Source organism: Streptomyces sp. TP-A0356 (assembly GCF_001417775.1).
Classification (GTDB): Bacteria; Actinomycetota; Actinomycetes; order Streptomycetales; family Streptomycetaceae; genus Streptomyces.
In genome coordinates, this window is the sequence record NZ_BBZJ01000031.1 from 14,987 (window position 1) to 37,943 (window position 22,957).

The following is a 22,957-nucleotide window of genomic DNA, read 5'->3' on the forward strand; positions in this document are numbered from 1 at the left end:
GGTCTTGGTCGCCGACGCGTGGACGGCTGCAATGGAGTCACGCCGGAGTTCCGGCGCATACCTCTTATCCCGCACTTATCACCAGGAGTTGTCATGCCCGTCGTGACCGTGCAGCAGGGCCCCCGCTCCGTCGAGTTCAAGCGCGACCTCGTCAAGCGGATCACCGACGCGTTCGTCGACGCCTACCAGATCCCGGCCGACACCGTGCAGGTGTGGATCCACGAGGTCCCGGCCGACAGCTGGGGCGCGGCCGGCAAGCTGATCGCCGACGGCAAGTAGGCGCAGGCGACGCGGGGCCGTGGGCGCACCGCCCACGGCCCCCGGCTCCCAAGGCACCGTCAGCCGGCGGCGCCGTCCAGCGTCAGCACGATGTTGCCGCGCACCTCACGGGCGCGCAGCGCACGGATCACCTGGGCGGCGTTCGACCAGTCGTCGCGCAGGCCGATCTCCGGGTGCAGGTGCCCGGCGGCGACCAGCTTGACCAGCACCTCCGGCTCCCGGCCGTAGGTGCGGTCGGAGCGGGTGTAGTCGAAGTGCTCGACGGTGGCCTGCTTGGGGCCGGCGAAGAAGCCGAAGAAGTCCACGCGCGGCGCGATCCGGCTGGCCTGACCGAACCAGATCATGCGGCCCTCGGGACGCAACTTCGCCAGCGCCGCCGGCATCGATTCGTCGCCCACCGACTCAAGCACCAGGTCGAACGGCCCCTCGGCGTCCTCGACCCGGGTGACGACCCGCGCCGCACCCAGCGCGCGCAGCCGCTCACCGCGCTCCTCGGTGGCGCTGACCGCCGTTGTCGGGGTTCACTTGTGAGTGCACCACCCCGTACACGCGAACGTGCGCAACGCGCCGTACTCCAGAGCGCCGGGGCCACCCGATAGCCAGCTACCTCCGGGACAGGGACCGCGGTCAAGGGTGGGGCGAAGCCCCATCGCATGGCGACGCCCGTAGGGCGCCCTTGACGGCGGTTCCTGTCCCGCATCCTGACCAAGCGGGTGGCCACGGCGCCCCCACCGGCTCGAAGCTCTCGGAAGGTGGTGCTGTTTGGGCTGTACCGACCGGTGCACGCTCGGGTGTACGCCGACAGCCGTCACCTCGGCACCGGCGGCGGAGGCCAGTTCCGTGAAGTAGTGGCCGACTCCGAAGGACGCGCCGGTGATCAGCACCCGATCGCCGTAGACCGGACGGGCCCGGCGTATCAGCCGCAGGGCGGTGATGCCGGCCAGTGGCAGCGCGGCGGCGGTGGCGGTGGGGACGCTGTCGGGCAGCACCGCCACGTTGCTCACCGCCACGGCGGCCCGCTCGGCCCACCCGGCACCCCACGGGTGGCCGACGACCCGGGTGCCGACCGCGGGGCCGGTGCCGTCTGCCACGGCCCGCACGACCCTTCCCGCGACGTCCTGGCCGGGCCGCCAGCCCGGCCGGGGGCTGGCCAGCAGGAACGTCTCCCCGCGATTGACCGAGAAGGCCTCCACCCGCACCACGAGTTCGTTGGGACGCGGCTCCACCTCCGGCACCTCGGTGATCTCGACCATCTTGTCGTCGATCCCAGTGGGAGTCAGTGCGCGCATTCTCGCCGCTCCAGGAGAAGAAGGAAACAAGGAGAAGAAAGTCCGCCCCATTCTCGGACGCGGACCGTCCGGCGCGTTAGTACCGGCGGTACCGGATTGCCGCCCGCCGCGCCGGCCGGGCGGCCGCTCCCCGGCCGGCGCACGGTTCCGGCCACCGAGTACCGGCGGTACTGACATCCGTCCCGGCGGTCCGCCCTACGCTGGCAGCGCCTTCTCCGACGCAGGCTGCCGCAGGTTCCGGTCCGCCACGTTCACGAGGAAAGAAAGAATCCATGGGAAGCAGTTCGGAAGGTAACCGCCGTCATTCGGTACTCGGCCTCCTGGCGGTGTGCATCGCCACCATCATGCTGCCGGTGTCGCTCACCGGTTCGTCGGTGGCGATGCCCGGAGTGGCCGCGGAGTTCCACAACAGCCTGGCGGCCGGCCAGTGGATCGTGAACGGCTACGATCTCACCTTCGCCGCCTTCATGCTGACGACCGGTTCGCTCGCCGACCTGTTCGGCAGGCGCCGGCTGTTTGCGCTGGGCAACGCGGTCTTCGCGGTCTGCTCGCTGATCTCCGCGGTCTCCACCGGCATCGTGACGCTCGATGTCGCGCGCGCGATCGCGGGCATCGGCGCGGCCGCCGTGCTGACCTCGGGCAGCGCCCTGCTGGCGAGCCTGTTCCAGGGCCCGGCGCTGGCGCGGGCGTTCTCCGTCTTCGGTGCCGCGGTTGGCGCCGGGCTCGCGTTCGGTCCGTTCATCGCCGGTGCGCTGCAGACGTCGTTCGGCTGGCGCGCCATCTTCCTGGTGCCCGCCATCGCCGGTGCCGTGGTGCTCGCCCTGTCGTTCCTGCTGCCGGAGTCGTCCGACCCGGAGGGCAAGACGGTGGACTGGCCGGGCATGATCAGCTTCACCGGCGCGCTGGCGACGCTGATCTGGGCGCTGCTCGAGGGCCCGCAGAGCGGCTGGGGCTCCCCGCTCAACGTCACCGCGTATGTGCTGTGCGCCGCGCTGCTGGTGGCCTTCGTGGTGGTGGAGGGCCGGCGCCGGCACCCGATGTTCGACCTCAGCCTGTTCCGGCAGCCGCAGTTCGTCTCACTGTGCGTCGCGGTGGTCTCGCTGGTCTTCGGCTTCACCCCGCTGCTGGTCTACCTGCCCAGCTACCTGACGTCGGTCAACAGCGAGTCCACCTTCCACGCCGGCGTGGACCTGCTGATGCTGACCGTGCCGACGCTAGTCTTCCCGCTGATCACCGGCTACGCGCTGCGGTGGATCCCGATCCGGCACATGGTGACGCTCGCCGTGGCGCTCACCGCGGCCGGCACCGCCTGGCTGGTCGTCATCGCGCCGGGCGCCTCCAACTGGTTGGTGCTCGGGCCGTTCCTGGTGATCGGCACCGGGGTCGGCGTCTCGTTCGGCGTGATGGACGGCGCTGCGGTGGCTAGCGTGGAGCCGTCCCGGGCGGGCATGGCGGCCGGCATGTTCAACACGATGCGGCTGGCCGGTGAGGCCATCGCCATCGCCGTCGTCGGCTCGCTGCTGGTCAGCCTGACGGGCAGCCAGCTCACCGGGAGGCTCGCCGGCGACTCCGCGCTGCGTGGCGCCGCGCCCGCCGGGCTCGCCGACCAGCTCAACCAGGGCCAGCTCGCCGCCGCCCTGCGCTCCGTGCCGCAGGGCTCCAAGGCCGCGCTGACGTCGGTGGCCGAGGCGAGCTACACCGGCGCCCTGCACGAGGTGCTGTGGATCCTGGCCGGATTCTGCGCCCTCGCCGCCGTGCTGGTGGCCACCGTCGGGGCGCGGTCCGCCAAGCGGGCGGCCGAGCAGCCGCCGGCCGCGGCCGACGCGCCGGTCGGCGGCGCGGAGAGCGCCCCGACCCCCGCATGAGCCATCGGGCACTCGGCCGTCGTGCAATTCCTTTGCTCACGCCGCATTCAGGACTGCAAGGGCGAAGTCTTCGAGGCCGGCCGTCTCGCAGTGCGCTGGTTCGAGCAGCAGGTCGGGCCTGAGAGACATCAGCTCCTGTCCAAGGAGACGAGTCTTGCCTGGAAGGCCCTGCGAGCGGCAACCCGGCCGGCCATCGTCGAGAGCACGCAGGGCCGACGAATCTCCGGCATGAGGATCGGTCCCGCCGCCTATGCCCTCGTGACCAGCAGCGGAATGCTGCTGACACGAGGCGTTGTCCAACGTCTCCATCTGGCCGCCGCGCCCCCCACTGATCAGATGCTGGACAGGCTTTAGGCATAGCGAATTACACGGAACGCAGGACGGCGACCGCGGCCGAGACAACGGTCCGCCGATGGCCGTCGTACCTCCGCGGCGAGGGGCAGGGCGAGGTAGCGTTGTTACCGGCCGGTCAGCTCATGGGGTGTTACGTCTGCGGGACCGGTTCGCGCGTTGCTGTCCGGGGCGTCTCGGGTTCCCTGCGGCGTTGTGCGCTGTCGCTGATGCGGAGCAGGACGGCCACCGTGAGCCAGTTGGCGACCATGGATGAGCCGCCCTTGGCGAGGAACGGCAGGGCCTTGCCAGTGAGCGGGATCAGGCCAAGCACACCGCCGGAGACGACGAAGACCTGCAGCAGCAGGGCGCTGGCCAGCCCCACGGCGAGCAGTTTGCCGAACGGGTCGCGGGCCACGAGCCCGGCGCGCAGGCCGCGTTGGGCCAGAATTGCGTACAGGAGGATGACCGCCATCACGCCGGCCGCGCCGAGTTCCTCGCCGACGGTGGTGAGGATGAAGTCACTGTTCCCGGCGAAGCCGATCAGCTCGGGGTGACCCTGGCCGAGACCGGTGCCGGTGACGCCGCCGCTGCCGAAGCTGAACAGGGCCTTGGCCAGCTGGTCGGACATGCCGGCTGCCTGACCCTTGGGGGTGAGGGCGTCCATGGGGTGCAACCAGGCCACCACCCGGCCGTGGACATGTGGCTCCAGCGAGCCGACGACGAAGGCGCCAACGGCGAACATGACGACGCCGAACACCACCCAGCTGGTGCGCTCGGTGGCGAGATACAGCATGATCACGAAGAGGCCGAAGAAGATCAGTGAGGTGCCCAGGTCGCGTTCGAAGATGAGTACCAGCAGGCTGAGGATCCAGATGGTGACGATCGGGCCCATCTGCCGCCCTGGGGGCAGTCGCATGCCGAGCACGCGGCGCCCGGTGAGGGCCAACGCGTCGCGGTTGACGGTGAGGTAGCCGGCGAAGAACACCGCGATCATGATCTTCACGAACTCGCCGGGCTGCAGTGACAGTGGCCCCAGCAGGATCCACCGTTTGGCGCCGAACTGGTCGGCCCCGAAGAACGCCGGGGCCATCAGCAGCACCAAAGCGATGGTCATCATCACGTAGAGGTAGCGCTGCAGCCATCGGTGGTCGCGCAGGGCGAGGAGTACGCCGATGCACACGCCCACGCCGATCACGGTCCACATCAACTGACCGTTGCCCGCTTGGGCTATGTGCAAATAGCGCTTGGCCGCGTACGTGATGTCGAGGCGGTGCAGCAGTACCAGGCCGAGACCGGTCAGCAGGAGGGCTATCGGCAGGATGAGCGGATCGGCCCGCGGTGCCCACAGCCGCACCGCGATGTGCGGGATGAGCGCGAGCAGGAAGACAGCCACCCCGAACCCGGCCAGCCCGGACGGCACTCCGCCCTGCATGGACAGTCCGACATACGCGTACCCGCCCACGGTGATCAGCACGACCAGGACGAGCAGCCACGCCTCCGTGCGCCGCCGGTCCGGCGCCAGCGCAAACGCCTCGATGGACATGGTCCGCTCGGCGTCCGTCTCACGCGCCTCCGGCGACGGCAAGCCGGTCTCCCTCAGATTCCGCACCATAGAGCCTCCACCCTTGGGTACCACGAGCCTGGGGAGTGCGTGGTCCCCGGCGATGGCGGTCGTAGCCCGTCAGAAGACGGCGGGCAACCGGCCCTGGTTCCTCCGTGTGGGCCTCGTCATAATAGTTGCTCACTTGCGTCAGTCTGCAAGTAAGAGATGTGACGGGCGCCGCTCAATGCGGCAAGGGCGGAGGGCGCGGCTGCCCGGCGCCGACGCAGGCCGTGGGGCTGCCGCCCGCTCCTCGGCTGACGAGGACGTCGCGGCCTGGATACGCGCTGACCGCCCCCGCCTTGCCGATTCGCCCGGCACCGTGGACCTGTACGCGTTCATTCCCTCGCGCCGTATCCGCCGAGAAGTGGAGGCACAGCGCCCGAGCACCGAGGAAGAGATCCTTCGAGGCTTCCGCCGGCCAGACTGAGCGGTCACGCTCGGGCTCTGCGCGCTGCCGAACGCGGGCCCGTCTCCGCTGTGATGGCGGCGTCTTCGAAGGCCTGCAGTGCGGCGCGGCAGTGTTCCACTGCCTCTCGAGCGGCTGCGGCGCCTTTGGCTTCGACGTAGTCGCGGGCGGAGATCTTGGCGAGCCATTGGTGGAAACGTTCCAGGGCCGCATCGGATTCCTCGACCTCGGCGTAGGTGGCACGTCCGCAGGCGGTCTCCTGCTGGAGCACCTCCAGGAGGTCGGCGGGTGCGTGCGACGACTTCGGCGTATTCGTCGTCGCGTGCCGCGTTGAACTCGGCCACCGGCTCGGCGTGTTCGTGGGGTCGTTGATGAAGATGGACACGGAACGGGCGGTTTTGCCGTCGTCGCGGACGGAGCGAAGCAGGCGGCTGACCTGTTGGCGGACGGGGTCGCGGTCGGGCAGCAGGCAGACGGTCTGCTGCAGGTCGAGGGTGCCGAGAGAGCGCAGCTTGAGCCAGACCCGGACGCGGGTGGTGTCGCGGGCCGAGGCGGCGCTCACCGAGATGAGCGGGAAGCGTTCGTCTGGGGCTGCGCTCGTAGGCCCGTGCATGGGTCGACCGTATGGCGCTGTGCGCGGGTGACGGTCCCGCCGTGGTGCCTGGTCAGGCCGGCCTTCGGCTTCTGGTGTCCGATGTCCCGGCCGGGTGCAGTGACCGTGCTGCCGGGGGGTGCGAGCAACGGCCGGGCGCGAGGGACCTGCGCGCTGACCTCCACGCCGGATTCCTGCTGGGTGCCGATCACGACCACGGTTGCGGTGCTGGCCGCGAGCACAGCGAGCGGGATCGCCCAGGCGAACGCGCCACGCTGTCGTTTCGCGTGTCCTCGCATGCTCGCGGCCCTTCTTCGTAGCACGTCTCCAGCGGGTCATCCGTAGGAGAGTTTGGCGCACGGGTCGTCGTTCGCGGACGGGGCCCCCTGGTTGACGGTCGACGTAGTTGTCTTCGGACGGCGAGTCGGCCGAGGCGGAATGCCCGGTGACGCAGTCCTGGCCGAGGATCAGCGTCAGGCCCTCCGTCGAGGTGGCGACCAGCTGGGCGCCGTGGAAGAGTTGGGCGAGGGTGGCCGCCTCGTCGTGCTGGCCGGTGCCGTAGCGGATGACGGTGGTGGTGTAGTCGGTGGTGGCCGCGATGGCGGCGGTGGTGCCGTTGTAGACGCCGAGCTTCTGCAACGGAGGGCGGGCTCACGCTCCCGGGCCAAACGGCCCAGCCGGCCCAGCTCGGTGTCCGCGCCGACGGTGGTGCACGAGAGGGCGCCGAGAGCGCGCCCCGACCCGGTCCGACAGCCGCGCCGGCATACGCCATGCTCGACCGCTCGGCCAGGTGCGCCCGGGCCGCGAACGGCTCCGACCAGCTCGGCCTCCCCGGTCAGTGACGACTCGTCCACCAGCAGCCAACCCGGGCATCAGCGGGCACCACGTCCCCCGCCTCCAGCAGCACCACATCCCAAACCACCACCGCCTCGACGGACAGCTGGACCGGGGCGCCGTCCCGCAGGACACGGGCGGCGGGTGCTGTCAGATCGTGCAGGGCGTCGACCGCGCGTCCGGCCCGCCACTTACCCACTCGTCTCGGCGAGCGCAACCATGGCGATCACCACGAAGATCGCGACCGCGTCCGAGACCTCCCCGAACACGGCCGGCAGCACCCCGACCACGATCAGCAGCAGCTGAAGCGGCTCGGTCAACGGTCAGGGACTCGCCCAGCTCCTCAAGAAACCCCTCCCGCTCGACTGACTCCACGACCCTGCCGTGTTCTGCGCACTGGGCGCGGGCGCCGGGGACATGTCCCCCGGCGCCCGGCACGGTTGCTACTTCTTGTGGCAGCCCCACTTGCCGTTGACCTTCGTGTAGTGCTGGCCCTTGGGGCACTTCTTGTGTTTCGGCGTCTTCGTGGGGTCAGGTGCGGGCGCGTGCTGACTGCCAGCCGCTCTGGCATGTGCCGGTACCGCGAAGGCGCAACTCGTGGAGGCCACCGCTGCTCCGCTGGCCAGCATGCCTGCGGCGACACTGGCGGCCAGAGCGCGTACGATCCTGCTGCTCATGTCGGCAACCTTTCTGTCGACGTCACTATTTCGATTTTTGGCACCGCTCCCCGCAGTTCGCATCCTGAGCACGGGATAGTTTGGCCGATCTGAAGGTTGAGCCTTCTTCTCTTTCTTCGCGGTTTGTCGCGGTGCGGCGGGGAGGGTGACGTGGACGCGGCGACGGCGCAGGAAACGGAGGCGAGTTGAGTCGTAGATGGTGTATCGCTGGTGTCCACCAGGACTGGCGGGAGTCATTCGGCGAATTGACTGCCCTCCAGCAGGCAGGAAATGGTCAACGCGAGCGTTCCCGTGCGGGTCCCACGGGCGGACATTTCCCGGCACGACACTGTTGGCGATTGGGCGCGCGCCGCGGAGGCAAGCATGCGGCTGGTACCTGGATTTTTCACCCAGACCAGGCAAAGGAGGCCGACGGCGGTGAGCGGTGACGAGGTTGTGGTGCTGCTTGACCTGAGCGCATCTAGGGCAAGTGCGCTGCCAACCCGCCTGCGAATGTGTCCGCCGTAATGGAGGCGATCGAGCAGCGGCACTTGGGGCACCCGCTGACCACCGATTCGCGCCAGGGCGTAGATCGAAATTACTCGTAATAGAGAAATGGCAGTGCTGTGACAATTCCATTGGCCGCGAGAAGCACCAGCAGCAGTTCCTGCACGCGGTCGCCCAGCAGAGGGCGACGCCGGGGACGTTGCTGAACCCGTTCAAGCTGTACCCCGTCCTGGGCGCAGGGCTGGAGACGCTGAGCGTCGACAGGGGCATGAGCCTGTACGACCTGGCGAAGCTGAAGCTGGCAATGAAGGATGTCTCAGGTGGATGAACCCGTGGTCAGCTAATGCGAAGCGTCGAACATCGCGGATTTGGCATCCCAACCGTGAGGAATGCGGGAAGCGCCGCTGAACCGAGCAGCAGCGGGTGGGTGGCCTCCACGGCAACCCCTCCATCGCGCGGGCGGTGGAGCAGGACTTGTCGGCCGCCTGCACCAGCCGACGCACGGCCTTCTCCCGGGCCTTCCGGTGGGCGTGCGACAGGGCGGCGATCACGCTGAAGGCGGCGGTGTCCGTCGGCCAGAGCGCCCGCGGTGATCGGCCACTCGGCGCGCGGGGCGGCGGCCAGCGCGGTCATCGCCAGCACCACCCAGGTGAGCACGCCGGGTGCGGCGACTCCGTGTCCCGTGCGCGGGTGGGGCGGGGTCCTCATCGCCTACCGCCTCCCTTTCGGATGTCCCGGCCCTGCTCGGGTGGTGGCGGAACCCCGGGGCCCCTTACCCGAGTGGTTCTGGAATCCCTGTGTCAGATGAGCACCTGGTGCCGGTGCCGGTCCGACTCGACCGCGTCGTCCAGGTGCCAGTGCAGGTCGCGCACCCCTGGCTCCAGGGAGAGGCAGGAGATCACCTGCTCCAGCGCGGCGCCGACCTGGTGGTGATTGATGGTGGCGCGCAAGCTGGCGAGTTGGCCGTCGTCCTCGTAGCGGGCCCGCAGCCCGATCGGTGCTAGTCCGAATACGGCCTGGGCCTGCAGCAGGAGGGCTTGGAGGTGGGTCTCCGTCCCGCGCTCGCACCCCAGGTGCACGCTTGTGCGTACATGGGGCGTTCGGGGTCGGACCCGGCAGCCGGAGACCGGTCCAGCAGGCGTCCGGCCGGGCGCAGGACCAAGTGCACGGCCAGCACGGCGAGCGTGCCCAGCACAGCCAGTTCGAGCCGACCGGAGGCGGTCAGGATCCCGGCAGCGGCCGAACGCCATAAGGTGGTGGCGGTGTTCAGGCTGCGCACCTCCGGCGCCGTCGCGCAGGATCACCCCGCCGCCCAGGAACCCGTTCCCGGACACCATCTAGGAGGCGACCCTGATGGGACTGCCGACGTTCCCGATGGCGACGCTGTAGAGCACGAACAGGGTGGCGCCGGTCGAGACCAGGGCGTTGGTGCGCAGGCCCGCCATCCCCGCGCGCCACTGCCGTTCGACCCTGCGCCGGCGTTTCCGCTCGTTCTGCCGGGCAGGGCCGCCCCGCAAGGGTGCTGTAGCAAGCCGAGTAAGTTGACGTCATGCGCCCTACTGCGATCCTCGCCGCCGCGGACCACCTTTCCGCTGTTGCTGTGGGCGGCCATGGCCCTGCGCCATTCGGCTCGCACTTCCTGTCGATCGTCCTCGGTGCGCTGCTCGTCGGCCTCCCGCTCGTTGCCTGGCTCCTGTTGCGCGGTTACCGCGGTCCGAAGTGACGGTCGACCGGACGAGCGGCCGGCCGTCTTCAGGTGTGGCGATGGTCCACCCAGGGCGCCCTGTCGGCGACTGCTGCCGTTCGGCTGTCAACTCGGAAGCCGGTTGATCAACCCTGTCGAGCGGTCGGCGCAGGGTTGCTGAGCCTGGCCGAGACGTTGCCGACTGCCCTGTCGTGTAGTGTCAGAAGTTACGCGATATGCGCGCGGATAGGTGATATCGGCAGATTGACGGAGGACTGCCGCCGGAATGGATCACCTGTCTTGCACAGGCTTGCCCCGGTCCTTTGCGGGGATCGCTGCGCACCCCCCCCCGCTGTGCAGGCTCATCTCTAGGTCTCCTGCGGCACTGACGTGCGGGAATTGCCGCTGTTCGCTCGCATGCCATAGGCTCTACACTTGCAATATTGCGCAACTGTGCAATATTCATTGGGCGCGGACCGTCTTGGAAACCGAGGGCGCGAGTCACGGCGCGCTGTGTACGCGAGTCGGGCCCGGTTCACCATTACCGTCAGCGGATTCGGACGAGGAATGCGGATGACAGGCCAGCGCACCGCCGCTGCCGGCAAGGACACGTACCTCTGCCGCAGCGACGTAAGGTCTACTGCGGCGCCCCCTGGAGCACGCAGTGTGCCAGGCCCGCGGGCGCGTCGGGCAGCGTCGTCACGTCGCAGATCCGGCGTCCCCTCGGCGGCGTCCGGCCGGGCGGGACTCCTCGTGTGGGGTCTGCCGGTTGTCGGTGCCGGCGTGGACGAGCTGCTCGCATCGGGACTGGGATGGGCGTTCGCGCTCACTGCGGTCGTCGCGGGGGGCGTGACTGCGGGGAAGTGTTCCCGGCCCGGCGCCTGGTGGGTTATGTGTGCGCCGCCGCTGGTGGTGATGGGGGTCACCGTCGTCACCGAGCAGGTCGCGGGCGTGAGTGCCCGCAGGGCGCTGACCACGTCGGCGGTGCACTGGGGCATCGACGCGTTCCCGGCGATGGCAGGGGCTGAACTTGCGGTGATCGCTGTGCTGGTGGTGCGCATGATCCGGTCCCAGCGGAGCAGGAGGGGCAGCGGTGCCTGAGGTACACCGGAGCGGGGCGGGCCGGGGCAGGACGGAGGCGGGTCGGCGCCGCAACGGCGCGGCGGGCGGCACGACGGTGCGCGGCCGCAGGCCGGCACGGCGTTCGCCGTGGGTGAAGGCCGGGCGGGTCGCGGTCGGAGTGACCTCGGCGGCAGTTCTGCTTGCCAGTGGGGTCACCTGGGCCACCTACACCTGGATCAACGGCGGCCTGAACACCTCCGATGCGCTGGACGCGGCCAACAAGGGGGCGCCGCCCCATCTGGACAACTCGGTGAACCTGCTGCTGATCGGCCTGGACTCCCGCAAGGACATGAACGGCAACGATCTGCCGAAGGAGTTCGTGCAGGACCAGCTGCACGCAGGATCGAGCGATATCGGGTACTACAACACCAACACGCTGATCCTGATGCACATCCCCGCCGACGGCGGGAAGGTCACGGCGTTCTCCGTCCCGCGTGACGACTACGTCCAGACGTTCAACGGCGACGGATCCATCCAGGGCCACTACAAGATCAAGGAAGCCTATGCCAACGCCTACACGAGCGCGCACGACAGGCTGAGCGCGCAGGGCGTCAAGGGCCCTGACCTCGAAGCGCAGAGCAGGGAGGCCGGGCGGGAAGCCACCCTGGTCACCGTGCAGAAGTTCCTCGATGTGCCGGTCGACCACTTCGCCGAGGTCAACCTGCTCGGTTTCTACGACATCGCCAAGGTGCTCCAGCCGATCCAGGTCTGCCTCAGGCACCCGGTGCACGACCGGTACTCCGGCGCCGACTTCCCCGCCGGAATGCAGGAGTTGAATCCCAAACAGGCCCTGGCCTTCGTACGCCAGCGCCACGGGCTCCTCATGGGCGACCTCGACCGCACCCACCGCCAGCAGGCGTTCTTGTCCTCCGTCACGCACAAGCTGAAGACCGACGGGGTGTTCGGCGATCTCGGCAAGCTGCAGGGCCTGTTCGGCGTCGTGAAGAAGGACCTGGTCATCGACAGCAAGCTGAACGTGCTGGACTTCGCCCAGCAGGCCACCAACCTGACTGGCGGGAAGGTGGAGTTCCACACCCTGCCGATCGCCGGTTTCGCCCACCGCAACAACGAGGAGGTCAACCTCGTCGATCCCCAACACATAAGGTCGATCGTCCAGGCGATGATCGGACATGATGCGTCCGCCTCGCCCAGCGACGGCGCAGGGGCCGGGAAGCGGTCCTCGGCCGCGTCTGCCGCCCCCGCCACCGTGGATGTCCTCAACGGCTCCGGCAGAACCGGCGCCGCCGCCGGGGAACTCAGGGCCCTTGCGGCTCTGGGCTACACCGCCGGGCGAACGTCCAACGCTGCCACGCAGCACAGCACAACGATCGTTTACGGCTCCGGCGCTCAGGCGGCAGCCCAGCAGATCGCCGAGCGCCTGGGCACCGCGGCACCCGTCAACAGCCCCTCGGTCCCAGCCGGCCGAGTCCAGATCACTCTCGGCACGGACTTCACCCCGCCCGCCACGACCTCGACCGGCTCCTCCGGATCAACACAGGCCACGGCACCGGCGAGCGAGCCCTCGCCCGTTCCGTCGACGGCCTTCGCAGGCGACTCGGTGAAAATGGGCGGTATCCCCTGCGTCAACTGACCCGCACCCGGCAACGGGCCTCACAACAGGCGGGCGCATGGCGTCAAGGTCCATCCGTCTGCCGACGGGGGGTCTTCTCCGACCCGCGGTACACGCTCGGCGGCCAACGTTGCCTGCACAGTGGACAACACCGTACGGCACTCCGTCAGCCGCCAGAGGCATACGTCAAGTTCGAGCATCCAGCGTCAGTCCGCTGCCGTCGCAGGTGAACGTCATGCCGACTTGTGGTCCGGTCTCCCGGGGGCGGATTCCAGCGGTGACAACGGCTGAAGTGACCTCTGTTCTGCCCGCGCGGCGAGCAGTGCGACCATCGCGCCGATGGTGGCGGCAATGTCGGGGTCATCAATGTAGTAGACCTGCCGTCGGCCCTCGGGGCGGGCGGCGACGAGACCGGCGAGCTTCAGCTTCGCCAGGTGCTGGCTGACCGCGGGCAGCGCCATGTCCACCCGGCCGGCCAGGCCGGTGACATCGCTCTCACCCTGGGACAAAGCCCACATGATGTGCAGTCTGGAACGTGAGGAAAGCAGCCCGAACGCGGTGACCGCCTGCGCTACCGCTTCGGCGGGAGGATCCTGAAGGCCACCGACGTCAACCGTCATGGTCCTCTCCCGCCGCTTCACAGGTCACAGTCGACACACGCACACGCACCCAGTGTAGGCGCCGGTGCGTGTATCGCCAGGGCGCACGGCCCGTCGATCCCGCCAGGGACGGACGGAGCCGTACGAGGTCCGGCAGCCGCAGCCACCCAGGACGGCGCCACCGTCGGTCCCCTGTGCCGGAAGGCGGGCGACTCCGCCGGGCAGGCGACCGTGGTGAGCGTCCCGGTCCCACGTGGCGGGCGATGGCGGGCATCAGATCCTGGAAGGTCCCGGCTGACCGCCCACTCGCCGGTGGCTTGCAACTGCCACTACGGACGGGTGATTTTCCGATTCAGACCCCTGCGACGGACGCTTCCGCGATCACCCCGACCTTACGTATCACCAAGCCGAGCCGATCGGCGATCGCACGGTCACGACCGTTGACCACGTGGTGATGGATCAGGCGTCGCTCGGGGCCTGCTGTGGCGCGTTCTGCCGGGGTTACTGCAGGACCCCGACCGCGCGCGCGATGATCAGCGCCAGGGTCAGCAGCGAGATCGTGGACTGTGTTGACATCAGCAGCTTCGCCCAGCGGGACAGCGGCATGGTGTCGGTGGGGCTGAAAGCCGTGGCGTTGGTGAGGGCGACATAGAGGTAGTCCATGTACTGCGGCTCCCAGTCGTCGGGCGCAACGCCCTCCTGCTGCATCTGCGGGAAGAGGAAGTCCGGGTGCTGATGAGTGCCCAGGGCACGGGCTGCCGGACCGCCTCGGTCCCACTCCCAGTACCAGAGGCTGAAGGCGATGATGTTGGTCAGCCAGATGCCGCCGCCGGTCGTCAGCAGGGCCGCGGCGTTGGAGCCCTCGGTGCCGTGCAGCAGGTCGCGTACCAAGATAACGGCCGACCAGCCGTTGGCGAGGCTGACCGCGGCGGCCAGCAGCAAGCCCAGTGCGCGCAGGAGACGGGAGCGGTGCTCGATCCGCCGGTGCGGATGGGCCACCCACAGCGCAGCCATCAGGACCAACTCCAGGGCGGGCAGCAGCCAGTGCGGGCGGATGGTCAACCGTTCCGGCAGCGCCCACTGCACCCAGATTGCAACCAGCAGCGCCGCCATCACTGCCCAACGCTGCTCACCCTGGGTGTGCCGCTGCCACGCGGGACGCTCGGACTCGGATCCCTGCTCGGCCGGAACGAGTAGCCCCTCGATCCGTTCCAGGCGGACATGCAGTAGCTCGGTCCAGTGCTCGGGGCCAGGGCCCTGCGGGGACGGGGTGTTGGTGTCATGAATGGTCACGGCCCCATTCTCGCCAGACGCTTGCCGCATTACGCAAGTCTGCAACTATTATGATCACCGGGAGCCCCGGCTCACAACGCCTTTACCGGCTGCCCGGCCGCGAGCACTTCGCCATCCTGGAACGAGGGTCCGCAGCGCGTCCGACCTCAAGCCCCTCCCCCGCAGGCGCGTCGCGCCGCCGCCCAGCCCTCGCCAGAACGGGATGCAGCACACACCAGGCCGGGAAACCCCGTGAACACGTGCGAGGGCATCTAGTATGGCCGTATTGCCCTTTATGTTCCAATAGATGCCTCGCCAGGCGGGTGTGGTCTCGTCCGTTATGCGCTTGGTGAGGCTGTAGATCGAGGCGATGTAGATCAACGCTTCGGAACTGGCGGGGAGGGTCTCGTAGTCGCGGGCGAGGCGGCGCATCATGAGCCAGCCCAGGCTCCGCTCTATCGTCCAAGCACACTGCGCTTATGGATAGTCAGAGCAGCGAGTGGACACCGATAATCGGCCGTGAGGGTCTGCAGCGGTTGGCCGCTGTGGCCCGGCGGTTGCGGGGCCGGCTGAGTGACGAGGGGAACAGGTCGTCATGCGCGACGACAGTGACGTCGGCCCCAGAGAACGATTCCGGTGGCGCCGGACGGGCAGGTGTGGGCAGCACTGCCGGAGGTGAACCGCCAGGCGGTGGTGGGGCAGTTGGTGCGGCTGGCGAGCCGCGCGTTGTCGGCCGCCGCGACGGCGAGTGACCGGGACCGGCGATGACCTCGGTGATGCCGTGGGAGCGGCCCGGCAGCAAGATCGACGACCGTCACCTGCAGCGGCTCGCGGTGATCTATGTCCGGCAGTCCACCCGCCAGCAGCTCGTCGACCACCAGGAGTCGACCCGGTTGCAGTACGCGCTGGTGGACCGGGCGGTCGCGCTGGGCTGGCAGGCGGACCGGGTCCTGGTGATCGACGAGGACTTGGGCAGGTCGGGTTCGAGTGCCCACGCCCGCACTGGCTTCCAGCGTCTGGTCACCGAGATCGGGCTGGACCACGTCGGTCTCGTGCTGGGGATCGAGATGTCCCGCCTGGCCCGCTCCGGCAAGGACTGGTACCAGCTGATCGAGTTGTGCGCCCTGTCGGGTGCGGTACTGGCGGACACCGACGGGGTCTACGACCCGGCCGAGTACAACGACAGGCTGCTGCTGGGACTCAAGGGCACGATGAGCGAGGCCGAACTTCACCTGATCAAGCAGCGGATGTGGAGCGGACGTCTGAACAAGGCCCGCCGCGGCGAGCTGGCCTTCCCCCTGCCCAGCGGCTATGTCCGCCGCTCGTCCGGGGAGGTGGCCTTCGACCCGGACGAGCAGGTGCAGACCGTGATCCGCCTTGTCTTCGCGCAGTTCGAGCGGCTCGGCACGTTGCACGGCGTCCTGCGCTACCTCGTCGAGAACGACATCCAGTTGGGCATCCGGCTGCGGGAGGGGCCGGACAAGGGCACCCTGGAATGGCGAAGGCCGAACCGGATGACGCTGCAGACCCTGCTGCACAATCCCGCCTATGCCGGCATTTACGCCTACGGGCGGCGCCGGGTCGACCCGCGCCGCCAGGACCCGGCCCGGCCGAGCACCGGACGGGTCGTCCGCTCCCGGGACGGATGGCATGTGATGATCCCGAACGTCCTGCCCGCCTACATCACCGTTGCCCAGTTCGAGGCGAACGAAGCGAAACTGGCGGCCAACCGCGCCCGCGCCGAAGCCATGGGCGCGGTCCGGGGCGGCCCCGCCCTCGCGGCCGGGCTGGTGCACTGCGGACGTTGCAACCGGCGCATGAGCGTGCGCTACCACACCCAGCACAGCAAGGCCCTGCCCGAGTACGTGTGCGCCCGGGACGTGACCAACTACGGCGCCCAGAAGAGCTGCCAGCTGCTCAACTCCGCCTGCGTGGACGCCTTCGTCGAACAGCAGGTCCTGGTGGCACTGACGCCCGCCGCCGTCGAGGTGTCCCTGCACGCGGCCGACCAGGTCCTGGCCGAACGGGCCGAGCTGGAACGATTGTGGTCGCAGCGGCTGGAACGCGCCGCGCAGGTCGCCGACCGGGCCCGCCGCAGCCATCACCTGGCCGAACCGGAGAACCGCCTGGTCGTGCGCCAGTTGGAGAAGGAGTGGGAGGACGCGCTCGCTGAGGCTCAACCTCGGGAGTGGACACCGGGTTTCATGCGACGAGCGATAGCGTACGTGATGAGATCAGCTGTTGCTCGAACTCGACTGGCGTGAGGTAGCCGAGGGCAGAGTGGCGGCGGCGCCGGTTGTAGTAGGCCAGCCAGCGGAACAGCTCCAGCCGTGTCTGCGCCTTCGAGGTGAGGCGTCGTCCGTGGAGCAGCTCCCGTTTCAGGCCCTGGAAGAACGACTCGGCCAGGGCATTGTCGTAACTCGAGCCGACGCGGCCCATGCTGCGGCGGACCGGCGATATACGTGATGTCGCCGCACCACCGGGCGTTCAACGTCTTCGCGGTGAAGTCGCGCATGAGCAGATCCCGTGCGGGAGGGGCCGTCTTGTCCGCGATCGTGGTGCGCTTGGCGCGGCGCAGGTGACGGCCCGACGATCTGGTTGATGCGCATCAGGCGCGTGACACGCTTGCGATTGATCTTCCGACCCCGCGAGCGGAGTTCGGCATGGATGCGCGGGGCGCCGTAGGCGCCGTAATGTTCGGCTGGATCTCGCGGATCTCGGCGACCGCAGCGGCCTGCTCGGCCTGACGCGCAGCGCGGGCCTGCGTGGTGGCCTGGTGCCGGTAGTAGCCGCAGCGGGAGACGCCGAGGACCTGGCATATCCGCTTCACGCCGAAGTCGGCACGATTGTCGGAGACGAAGTCCCAGCGGCGCGGGCTCACTTCACCTCCCGAGCGAAATAGGCGGCTGCCCGGCGCAAGATCTCCCGCTCCAGCTGCCACTCCTTCTCTGCCTTCAGCAGCCGCTGGTTCTCGGCTCGCAGCCGGGTCAGCTCCTCAGCCGGACTCTGCACGCTGCTGTCTGACGACTCGGGCGCGGACCGAACGGTGTCCTTGCGGACCCACGTGCGCAGCGTCTCCCCGGTGATCCCGAGATCCGCGGCCACCGCCGCGTACGTGCGCTTGCCGCCGGACGCGCGGTAGAGCGCGACGGCATCCTTCCGGAACTCCTCCGGGTACGGAGACTGGCGTCCCACCTGGGCATCCCTCCCTGGACCATCAAGGTCCATTGTCAGGGTGTCCACTCCAAAGGATCAGCCTCACGCAGGGGGCTCAACCAGTCCCGTAGTCATGGAAGCCGCGGCCGGTCTTCTTGCCGAGGAGACCGGCCTCGACCATGCGCAGCAGCAGCGGAGGCGGCGCGTACAGCGGCTCCTTGAATTCGATATTACCGACCGCAGGAGCCCGGATACCGGCTCTGAACTGCGCCGATTCATAGACTACATGTCCGCTCGACTCGTTGATCGTCGCGGGTGTGGCTCTGGCGGGTGAATGCTTGATGTCTCCTCCGGGGAGGGACCCGCTTCCCTATGACCCGGTTCATCGGCCAGCAGATCCTCGCCGTCCTAGAAATCCGCTAACCAGCATGGCAACTACGACTTCACCATCGGCATCACCGCCCAGTTTCCCAACGCCACCATCCGCATCCTCAACCTCGGGGACGCAATCGTCCTGGCCCATGACCAGTACCTGGGTCCATTTGGAGAGCATCTCCACGAGGCGACGACGCCCACGAGCCAGGACGCCTCGCCGTGAGTCGGAGCCAACTCACGAGTCGATCCCTGCAGAGCACAGCACCCGACCCGCGGGTTCCCACTGAAGAGCCTTCAATTTCCTGAATCCACGGGCTCAAGGGAGTCGAGTAGGAACAGACCCAGCGAGTGCTGTTTGGTGTCCATTGAATTGACACTGTTCGAGGCCGAGACCATGACTCGGGGCCGCAGCACACCGTTCAATATCTCACAACCATAATTCTGGACCCCAGGCCGGTATCCTGCTGGCGGTGATCAGGCGTGGACACTGTCGGCGATCCGCAGCACGTCGGAATCCGAGATCCGGGAATCTGCGCAAACCAGCGCGAAGGTGTCGGTCCCGTCGAACCAAGTGAGGGTGATGGTGGCCCCCGCCTCATTGCGGATTCCGGGATGGCCGTTGACCGTCACCGGAGTCCCGGACTGGTTCTGAGTGCGGCCAGAAACCTGAGTGAGCGTGACTAGTGCGCCCGGGGTCGTTCCTTCGTAGTCCTGCGACCAAATCGCGGGATCGAACACACTGGTGGTCGAGTTCCCGAACCCCAAGGTCACGGTATCTATGACATCTGTCGGCTTGTACCCTGCCGGCAAGTAGTGGGGTGCGGCGACCTCGTTGGCCCGAAGCGGCCGGATGTTATGACCGTCGACGGCATCGACGAGCCGCCGGGAGCCGAGTGGCGAGTCGAGGGTCGTGGACAGTTGCCTGGCCTGACCATTGTCACACGCCTGGTTTGGGTGCGAATGGTCCACCCGCTCCACTTTCAGCAACACCGACGTGCCGGACTCGTGAGCCACCAGTTTCGGCTGATCCTCGCAACCGGTCCATTCCACGGGCGACGTCAGAGTGCGCCCGTCACGGCTGACCAGAACCGCGCCGGGCACCGCCGTGGAACTCTCGACTCCTTGGTGTCCGATAACCCAGGCTGTACCCGCGCCAGCGAGCACAACACCGGCTGCGATGGCGGCGACCGCCGCTGTGCGAGCGCGAGTGCGGCGGGGATGGGATGCCGAGGTGTCAACCATGAGTACTCCACACGTGCGGTACTAGAAGTTGTGGCTTTGGCCTTTCCGACCCGGGGGCCACGATGAAGGCGAGGTTCCAGTCGTCACTTCCCGAGGGCCATCGGAGAAGCAGCCTCCGCAGGGGAGCGTGCCATGTCAGCCCCCTGGGCACGGCGATTCCTCCGGATGGCCGGGCGCTGTCAGTTCGAGGGAGCACCCGGGTCCGGTTCGACGACTGCTGGAAGTACTGGTCAGGAGCCGGTGACCAAGGTCAGCTTGTCATCAGAGAGTATCTGGTAAATGGGGACGTAGTACGTTCCTCCGTAGCAGTATGCAGTCTTGACGAGGGAGTGCTGCTGTTCTGTCGACGGGCAGTCGATTTGGTACTTGTTTGCGGTGATCGTCCCGCGCGCCTCGTCCGCAGTCCAGTTGTTCGCACCTGCGAACACCGGTCCGCCGCTGTCGCCGTCCTGCGCGGCGATGTCTTGGGTCCAGGGAGTGATCTGGGTCGCAAGGTCCGTAATGGGACGGTAGTTCCCGTTCGATCCGGTGACACCGATGTCGGTCTGCTGGATCTGCACATTGCAGTGGACACCGGAGTTCGCACCGTCAGTGCAGACGTAGTCACCGACGTTGTTGTGCTGCCAGCCGATAAGCGGCTTCGCATAAATGGACGACAGGTCGGGGAGGCCGTCGAAGAGATAGCCCCCCACCGCGTGCGAGGTCGGGTAGAGCAAATCCGTGTCGTCGGGGATACTTGTGTTGGGGACGGGGAAGGATTGGCCGATCTGGGTGCCAGCGCCCCACGTGCTCCACGGTTGGTCACCAACGCAGTGATCGGCCACTGTGAGCATGTACGAGCTACCGTTCGTGACGGGGAAGCCGGTGGTACAGATCGCGGTGGTCGGGCTCTTGATTGCGGAGCCGCCATACCATGGCGAGGAGTCGGACTGACGCGAGAGATCCTTACTCAGCGGCTGATAGGAGATCTTCGTGTTGATGCCGGTCAAGTGGTCGGTTGCCGCCTTGACTTTGCTCGACCGGTCCTTCCGGGCCTGGGAACTCAACGGGTCTACCAGGTCGCGCTTTTGGACGCCCCGATCCTCGTCGTAGCCGATCTCCAGCCCGCTGCCGTCGACGGCCGGAGCAATGCTCGTGATACGGAGCGGCGTCGCCGTGGACGCGACATGCAGCCCCATCGGCTTCCCGCCCCGCAGCAGCTTGTTTCGGGCCGCATGGAGCTCGGCCTTGGAGTACCGGGCGGACACGACGTCTGCTGTCACGCCCGCAGGGAGGTGGGCGAGGATGTCCCGCACGCGCTGCGGCGGGGCGCCCTTCCAGTACAGGCGGATGTGGTTCTTGTCCGGGCTGACGACGATCTCCGTGAAGCCGGGGATCTTGGCGCGCGCGGACTCCGAAAGGCCGTCCGTGATCTGGCCTGCGATCTTGTCGAGGAGCTGCTGCCGGTTCGATCTCGCGATGGCCTGCGGATCGAGCTTGTCCATACCCATACTGGGCGCCAGCGTGAAGGGCTTGGCGGTCGGACCCGCCGGCTGGGGGGCGGCTCCGGCCGTCGGGGTGCCGGCGATGGTCGCCGCCGCGACCATCATTGCGGATGAGATGAGCCAAATGCCTCGAATAGCCGTGCTGCGGTTCATGCGCGCCCTCCTGCGAGAAGTGCATGTGTTGCTTGTGAGCAGCCGGGGAGAGCTGATCACGTCACATGTCGATCTTGGAGGGCGATTTTCGGCCAACATCAAGTCACCTCGATTTTCGAAGTGCTGACGTACCGTCAGGGGATAGCTCGCCTGGGTGATGGGTGGCCGTCGGCCCACCTCGGTGGCAGAGAGCAAGGAAGCACCAGCGGTGCTTGCGTCGCCTGCAGGGTGCGGTCGGGTACTGAAACTTTCTGAATGTCTCCGAGGCGAGAGGCCGTGTGGCTGTCTGGCCCGTTCATGGGCGGGCTGTGGTAGGCAGGGGTGGTGATCAGCCGACTCCCACATTGACCAGCAACTCGACTCCTTCCGTGCGGCGTTGTCCAGAAATGAGGTGTCGATGGAGGTGCTGGAGCGGGCCGCAACGTTGGATCTGCCCGGGTGGGATGTGGCGGCAGGGTGCCTGTTCCAGACCGTTTGGAACGTGGTCACGGACAGGCCGCCGACCAACGGCATCAAGGACTACGACATCATCTACTTCGACAACGGTGATCTGTCCTGGGAGGCCGAAGACGCGGTGATCAAGGCTGGTCGAGAGATCTTCGCCGACCTGTCCGCGGAGGTGGAAATCCGCAACGAGGCACGGGTTCACCTCTGGTATGAGGACAAGTTCGGAGTCGTGTGCCCGCCGTATGAGTCCACGGAGGCGGCGATCGACAGCTTCGCTGCGACAGCGTGCTGCCTGGGAGTTCGTCTGGAGACCGAGGGACGGTGGCGCGTGTATGCGCCGCATGGACTTTCCGACCTGTTCAACCTCGTCCTCCGCCCGAACCCGGTGCTTGCCCCGCGGTCGGTCTATGAGGCGAAGTCAGCGCGATGGCGCGAGGAATGGCCCGAGCTCACCGTGTTGGACTGGCCTTCGAGTGCCACGACAACCTCATCCGGCGTCTGACCGCGGCTGCGTAGGCGGCCCGGTCTGCAGTGGGGACTTGCGCAGTCGTTCGCCCATCGCGCAAGCACTGAGCCTCCTCCAACTTGGAACCCGCAGGTCATCGGGGCTGGCTTGAGTCAGTGATCTTGTACTTGTACTGGTCGAGGGCGGACTTCAAAATAGTGGATCTTCACTGGGTACGGGCGGCCCCGACCCATTCCGAACTCGCTACACTGTGCGCCATCGTGTCGCGGCGTGCTGGTTGGGAGCGGCTGCGCTTGCTGGGGACCACTGGCGGAAGAAGGAACCATGCGGCGCGCTGTTGCTCTGACGCTCTGTTCGGGGATGTTGGCTGCCACTGCGGCGTGCGCCGGCTCCTCGCTGGGGAACTCGGCGGCGCCGCAGACGCCGTCTGCCGGCGCCACGTCCGTGTCCTCGGCCAGCAGCAGGAGCCCGAGCGGCGGCGTGACCGCCTCATGCCCGGATGGCGTGCAGGTCCAGAGCGCGGCCTCACCTGCTGCGGGCAGTGGCACTTCCGGCGACACCGCGCAGGCAGAGGCACTTGCACAGGCCGTCGGCGATGAGGAGTTCAACGTTGCGTACTCGGACATTTTCGGCACGGTGATCGACGGCTACACCCCGGGTCGGGTGGCGTTGTGTGTCACGGACGTGGCGCGCGGAAGGCTGCTCGCGCAGGCGGCCAAGCGCGCCCACCCGGCCGTCAACCTCAACCGGCTCGACATCCTTCCTTGCCGCTACTCCGACCGGACACTGCAGGCGGCCGTCCGCGGGCTCATGGCGCACAACCGCCCGACGATTGCAGGGTTTCCCGTCTACCAGCTCGGCCCGGCCGCGGACCATTCCGGCATCCAACTGCAGACCAGCCAGGCAGGCAGCGCCTCAGCGGCCTTGCGTCGCTACCTCACCTCGCAGCTGGGCGGCATCGCCTTCACCGTCGTCAAGGGTGAGCAGGCGGCTGGATGAGGCAACCGTTCCCCCGCCCACCCG

The 22,957-nt window shown here is 68.0% G+C and carries 19 protein-coding genes and 6 pseudogenes; 9 read left to right on the top strand and 16 right to left on the bottom strand.

The annotated features are described in order from the left end of the window. The first annotated feature begins 93 nt into the window (after window positions 1–93). Complete coding sequence (dmpI, locus tag ASC56_RS31450) at window positions 94–279, top strand: 4-oxalocrotonate tautomerase DmpI (protein WP_055494994.1); 186 nt, start codon at window positions 94–96, stop codon at window positions 277–279. A gap of 59 nt (window positions 280–338) precedes the next feature. On the opposite strand, the pseudogene ASC56_RS31455 reads toward dmpI, so the two are convergent. Continuing rightward, window positions 339–791 (bottom strand): annotated as a pseudogene (locus ASC56_RS31455) (zinc-binding dehydrogenase); the annotation flags it as partial. Between the two features lie 9 nt (window positions 792–800). Further along, a complete protein-coding gene (locus tag ASC56_RS42325) occupies window positions 801–1,568 on the bottom strand; it encodes an alcohol dehydrogenase catalytic domain-containing protein (protein WP_055494996.1) in 768 nt (255 codons plus the stop codon). Window positions 1,569–1,840: 272 nt separating this feature from the next. Here ASC56_RS42325 and ASC56_RS31465 point away from each other — a divergent pair, with 272 nt between their 5' ends. Then, window positions 1,841–3,433: an MFS transporter gene (locus ASC56_RS31465; RefSeq protein WP_063785030.1), complete on the top strand. Its 1,593-nt coding sequence runs from the start codon at window positions 1,841–1,843 to the stop codon at window positions 3,431–3,433. Between the two features lie 484 nt (window positions 3,434–3,917). Here the strand turns inward: ASC56_RS31465 and ASC56_RS31475 are convergent, their stop codons facing one another. The 5 genes from ASC56_RS31475 to ASC56_RS40800 all read right to left on the bottom strand — a co-directional run bounded on the left by ASC56_RS31475 (window position 3,918) and on the right by ASC56_RS40800 (window position 7,878). Next, window positions 3,918–5,309: an FtsW/RodA/SpoVE family cell cycle protein gene (locus ASC56_RS31475; protein WP_055495073.1), complete on the bottom strand. Its 1,392-nt coding sequence runs from the start codon at window positions 5,307–5,309 to the stop codon at window positions 3,918–3,920. Between the two features lie 491 nt (window positions 5,310–5,800). Continuing rightward, window positions 5,801–6,337 carry a Chromate resistance protein ChrB gene (locus ASC56_RS31480; protein WP_199836116.1) on the bottom strand — a complete coding sequence of 179 codons (537 nt, stop codon included), beginning with the start codon at window positions 6,335–6,337 and terminating at the stop codon, window positions 5,801–5,803. A gap of 865 nt (window positions 6,338–7,202) precedes the next feature. Next, a complete protein-coding gene (locus tag ASC56_RS38645) occupies window positions 7,203–7,400 on the bottom strand; it encodes a hypothetical protein (protein WP_159039741.1) in 198 nt (65 codons plus the stop codon). After that, on the bottom strand, window positions 7,393–7,521 hold the full coding sequence (locus ASC56_RS42890) for a hypothetical protein (RefSeq protein ID WP_267887647.1): 129 nt from the start codon (window positions 7,519–7,521) through the stop codon (window positions 7,393–7,395). The genes ASC56_RS38645 and ASC56_RS42890 overlap by 8 nt, the downstream gene beginning before the upstream one ends. Window positions 7,522–7,644: 123 nt before the next feature. Then, complete coding sequence (locus ASC56_RS40800) at window positions 7,645–7,878, bottom strand: hypothetical protein (protein ID WP_159039742.1); 234 nt, start codon at window positions 7,876–7,878, stop codon at window positions 7,645–7,647. Window positions 7,879–8,500: 622 nt separating this feature from the next. Here ASC56_RS40800 and ASC56_RS42330 point away from each other — a divergent pair. Beyond that, a pseudogene (locus ASC56_RS42330) lies at window positions 8,501–8,689 on the top strand (LytR family transcriptional regulator); the annotation flags it as partial. Window positions 8,690–9,164: 475 nt separating this feature from the next. Here the strand turns inward: ASC56_RS42330 and ASC56_RS42335 are convergent. Beyond that, window positions 9,165–9,443, bottom strand: coding sequence for a hypothetical protein (locus ASC56_RS42335; RefSeq protein WP_234377143.1), 279 nt, complete (start codon window positions 9,441–9,443; stop codon window positions 9,165–9,167). A 258-nt stretch (window positions 9,444–9,701) separates the two neighbouring features. Beyond that, entirely contained in the window at window positions 9,702–9,881 is a 180-nt protein-coding gene (locus ASC56_RS42340) for an MgtC/SapB family protein (protein WP_234377144.1), read from the bottom strand. Between the two features lie 32 nt (window positions 9,882–9,913). Between ASC56_RS42340 and ASC56_RS40805 the strand changes: the two genes are divergently transcribed. The 3 genes from ASC56_RS40805 (at window position 9,914) to ASC56_RS31495 (ending at window position 12,761) form a co-directional block, all read left to right on the top strand. Further along, window positions 9,914–10,087, top strand: a complete 174-nt coding sequence (locus ASC56_RS40805) for a hypothetical protein (protein ID WP_159039743.1) — start codon at window positions 9,914–9,916, stop codon at window positions 10,085–10,087. A gap of 534 nt (window positions 10,088–10,621) precedes the next feature. After that, a complete protein-coding gene (locus ASC56_RS43255; RefSeq protein ID WP_371330315.1) occupies window positions 10,622–11,149 on the top strand; it encodes a DUF6542 domain-containing protein in 528 nt (175 codons plus the stop codon). Further along, on the top strand, window positions 11,142–12,761 hold the full coding sequence (locus ASC56_RS31495) for an LCP family protein (protein WP_055495000.1): 1,620 nt from the start codon (window positions 11,142–11,144) through the stop codon (window positions 12,759–12,761). Before ASC56_RS43255 ends, ASC56_RS31495 begins: the two co-directional genes overlap by 8 nt. Window positions 12,762–12,973: 212 nt before the next feature. On the opposite strand, the gene ASC56_RS31500 is transcribed toward ASC56_RS31495, so the two are convergent. The 3 genes and pseudogenes from ASC56_RS31500 to ASC56_RS38650 all read right to left on the bottom strand — a co-directional run. Then, complete coding sequence (locus ASC56_RS31500) at window positions 12,974–13,360, bottom strand: helix-turn-helix transcriptional regulator (RefSeq protein ID WP_055495001.1); 387 nt, start codon at window positions 13,358–13,360, stop codon at window positions 12,974–12,976. Window positions 13,361–13,840: 480 nt separating this feature from the next. Continuing rightward, entirely contained in the window at window positions 13,841–14,632 is a 792-nt protein-coding gene (locus tag ASC56_RS31505) for a hypothetical protein (RefSeq protein WP_234377145.1), read from the bottom strand. A gap of 282 nt (window positions 14,633–14,914) precedes the next feature. After that, a pseudogene (locus ASC56_RS38650) lies at window positions 14,915–15,076 on the bottom strand (IS5/IS1182 family transposase); the annotation flags it as partial. A gap of 299 nt (window positions 15,077–15,375) precedes the next feature. Here ASC56_RS38650 and ASC56_RS31510 point away from each other — a divergent pair. After that, window positions 15,376–16,875 (top strand): recombinase family protein, encoded by a 1,500-nt coding sequence (locus ASC56_RS31510; RefSeq protein ID WP_055495002.1) that lies wholly within the window; start codon window positions 15,376–15,378, stop codon window positions 16,873–16,875. Here ASC56_RS31510 and ASC56_RS31515 read toward each other — a convergent pair. The 4 genes and pseudogenes from ASC56_RS31515 to ASC56_RS31530 all read right to left on the bottom strand — a co-directional run bounded on the left by ASC56_RS31515 (window position 16,814) and on the right by ASC56_RS31530 (window position 21,021). Next, a pseudogene (locus ASC56_RS31515) lies at window positions 16,814–17,806 on the bottom strand (IS3 family transposase). The gene ASC56_RS31510 and the pseudogene ASC56_RS31515 sit on opposite strands and share 62 nt — an antisense overlap. 76 nt (window positions 17,807–17,882) lie before the next feature. Then, window positions 17,883–17,993 (bottom strand): annotated as a pseudogene (locus tag ASC56_RS40145) (3-hydroxyacyl-CoA dehydrogenase family protein); the annotation flags it as partial. A 623-nt stretch (window positions 17,994–18,616) separates the two neighbouring features. After that, window positions 18,617–19,384, bottom strand: coding sequence for a hypothetical protein (locus ASC56_RS31525; RefSeq protein ID WP_159039745.1), 768 nt, complete (start codon window positions 19,382–19,384; stop codon window positions 18,617–18,619). A gap of 230 nt (window positions 19,385–19,614) precedes the next feature. Continuing rightward, window positions 19,615–21,021 (bottom strand): hypothetical protein, encoded by a 1,407-nt coding sequence (locus ASC56_RS31530; protein WP_159039746.1) that lies wholly within the window; start codon window positions 21,019–21,021, stop codon window positions 19,615–19,617. A 324-nt stretch (window positions 21,022–21,345) separates the two neighbouring features. Between ASC56_RS31530 and ASC56_RS31535 the strand changes: the two are divergent. Together ASC56_RS31535 and ASC56_RS31540 are read left to right on the top strand one after the other, a co-directional pair. Continuing rightward, window positions 21,346–21,970, top strand: a pseudogene (locus ASC56_RS31535) (nucleotidyltransferase family protein). Between the two features lie 444 nt (window positions 21,971–22,414). Then, the gene (locus tag ASC56_RS31540; RefSeq protein WP_159039747.1) at window positions 22,415–22,933 is read left to right on the top strand and encodes a hypothetical protein; all 519 of its coding nucleotides are present in this window, start codon (window positions 22,415–22,417) and stop codon (window positions 22,931–22,933) included. The last annotated feature ends 24 nt before the right edge of the window (window positions 22,934–22,957 follow it).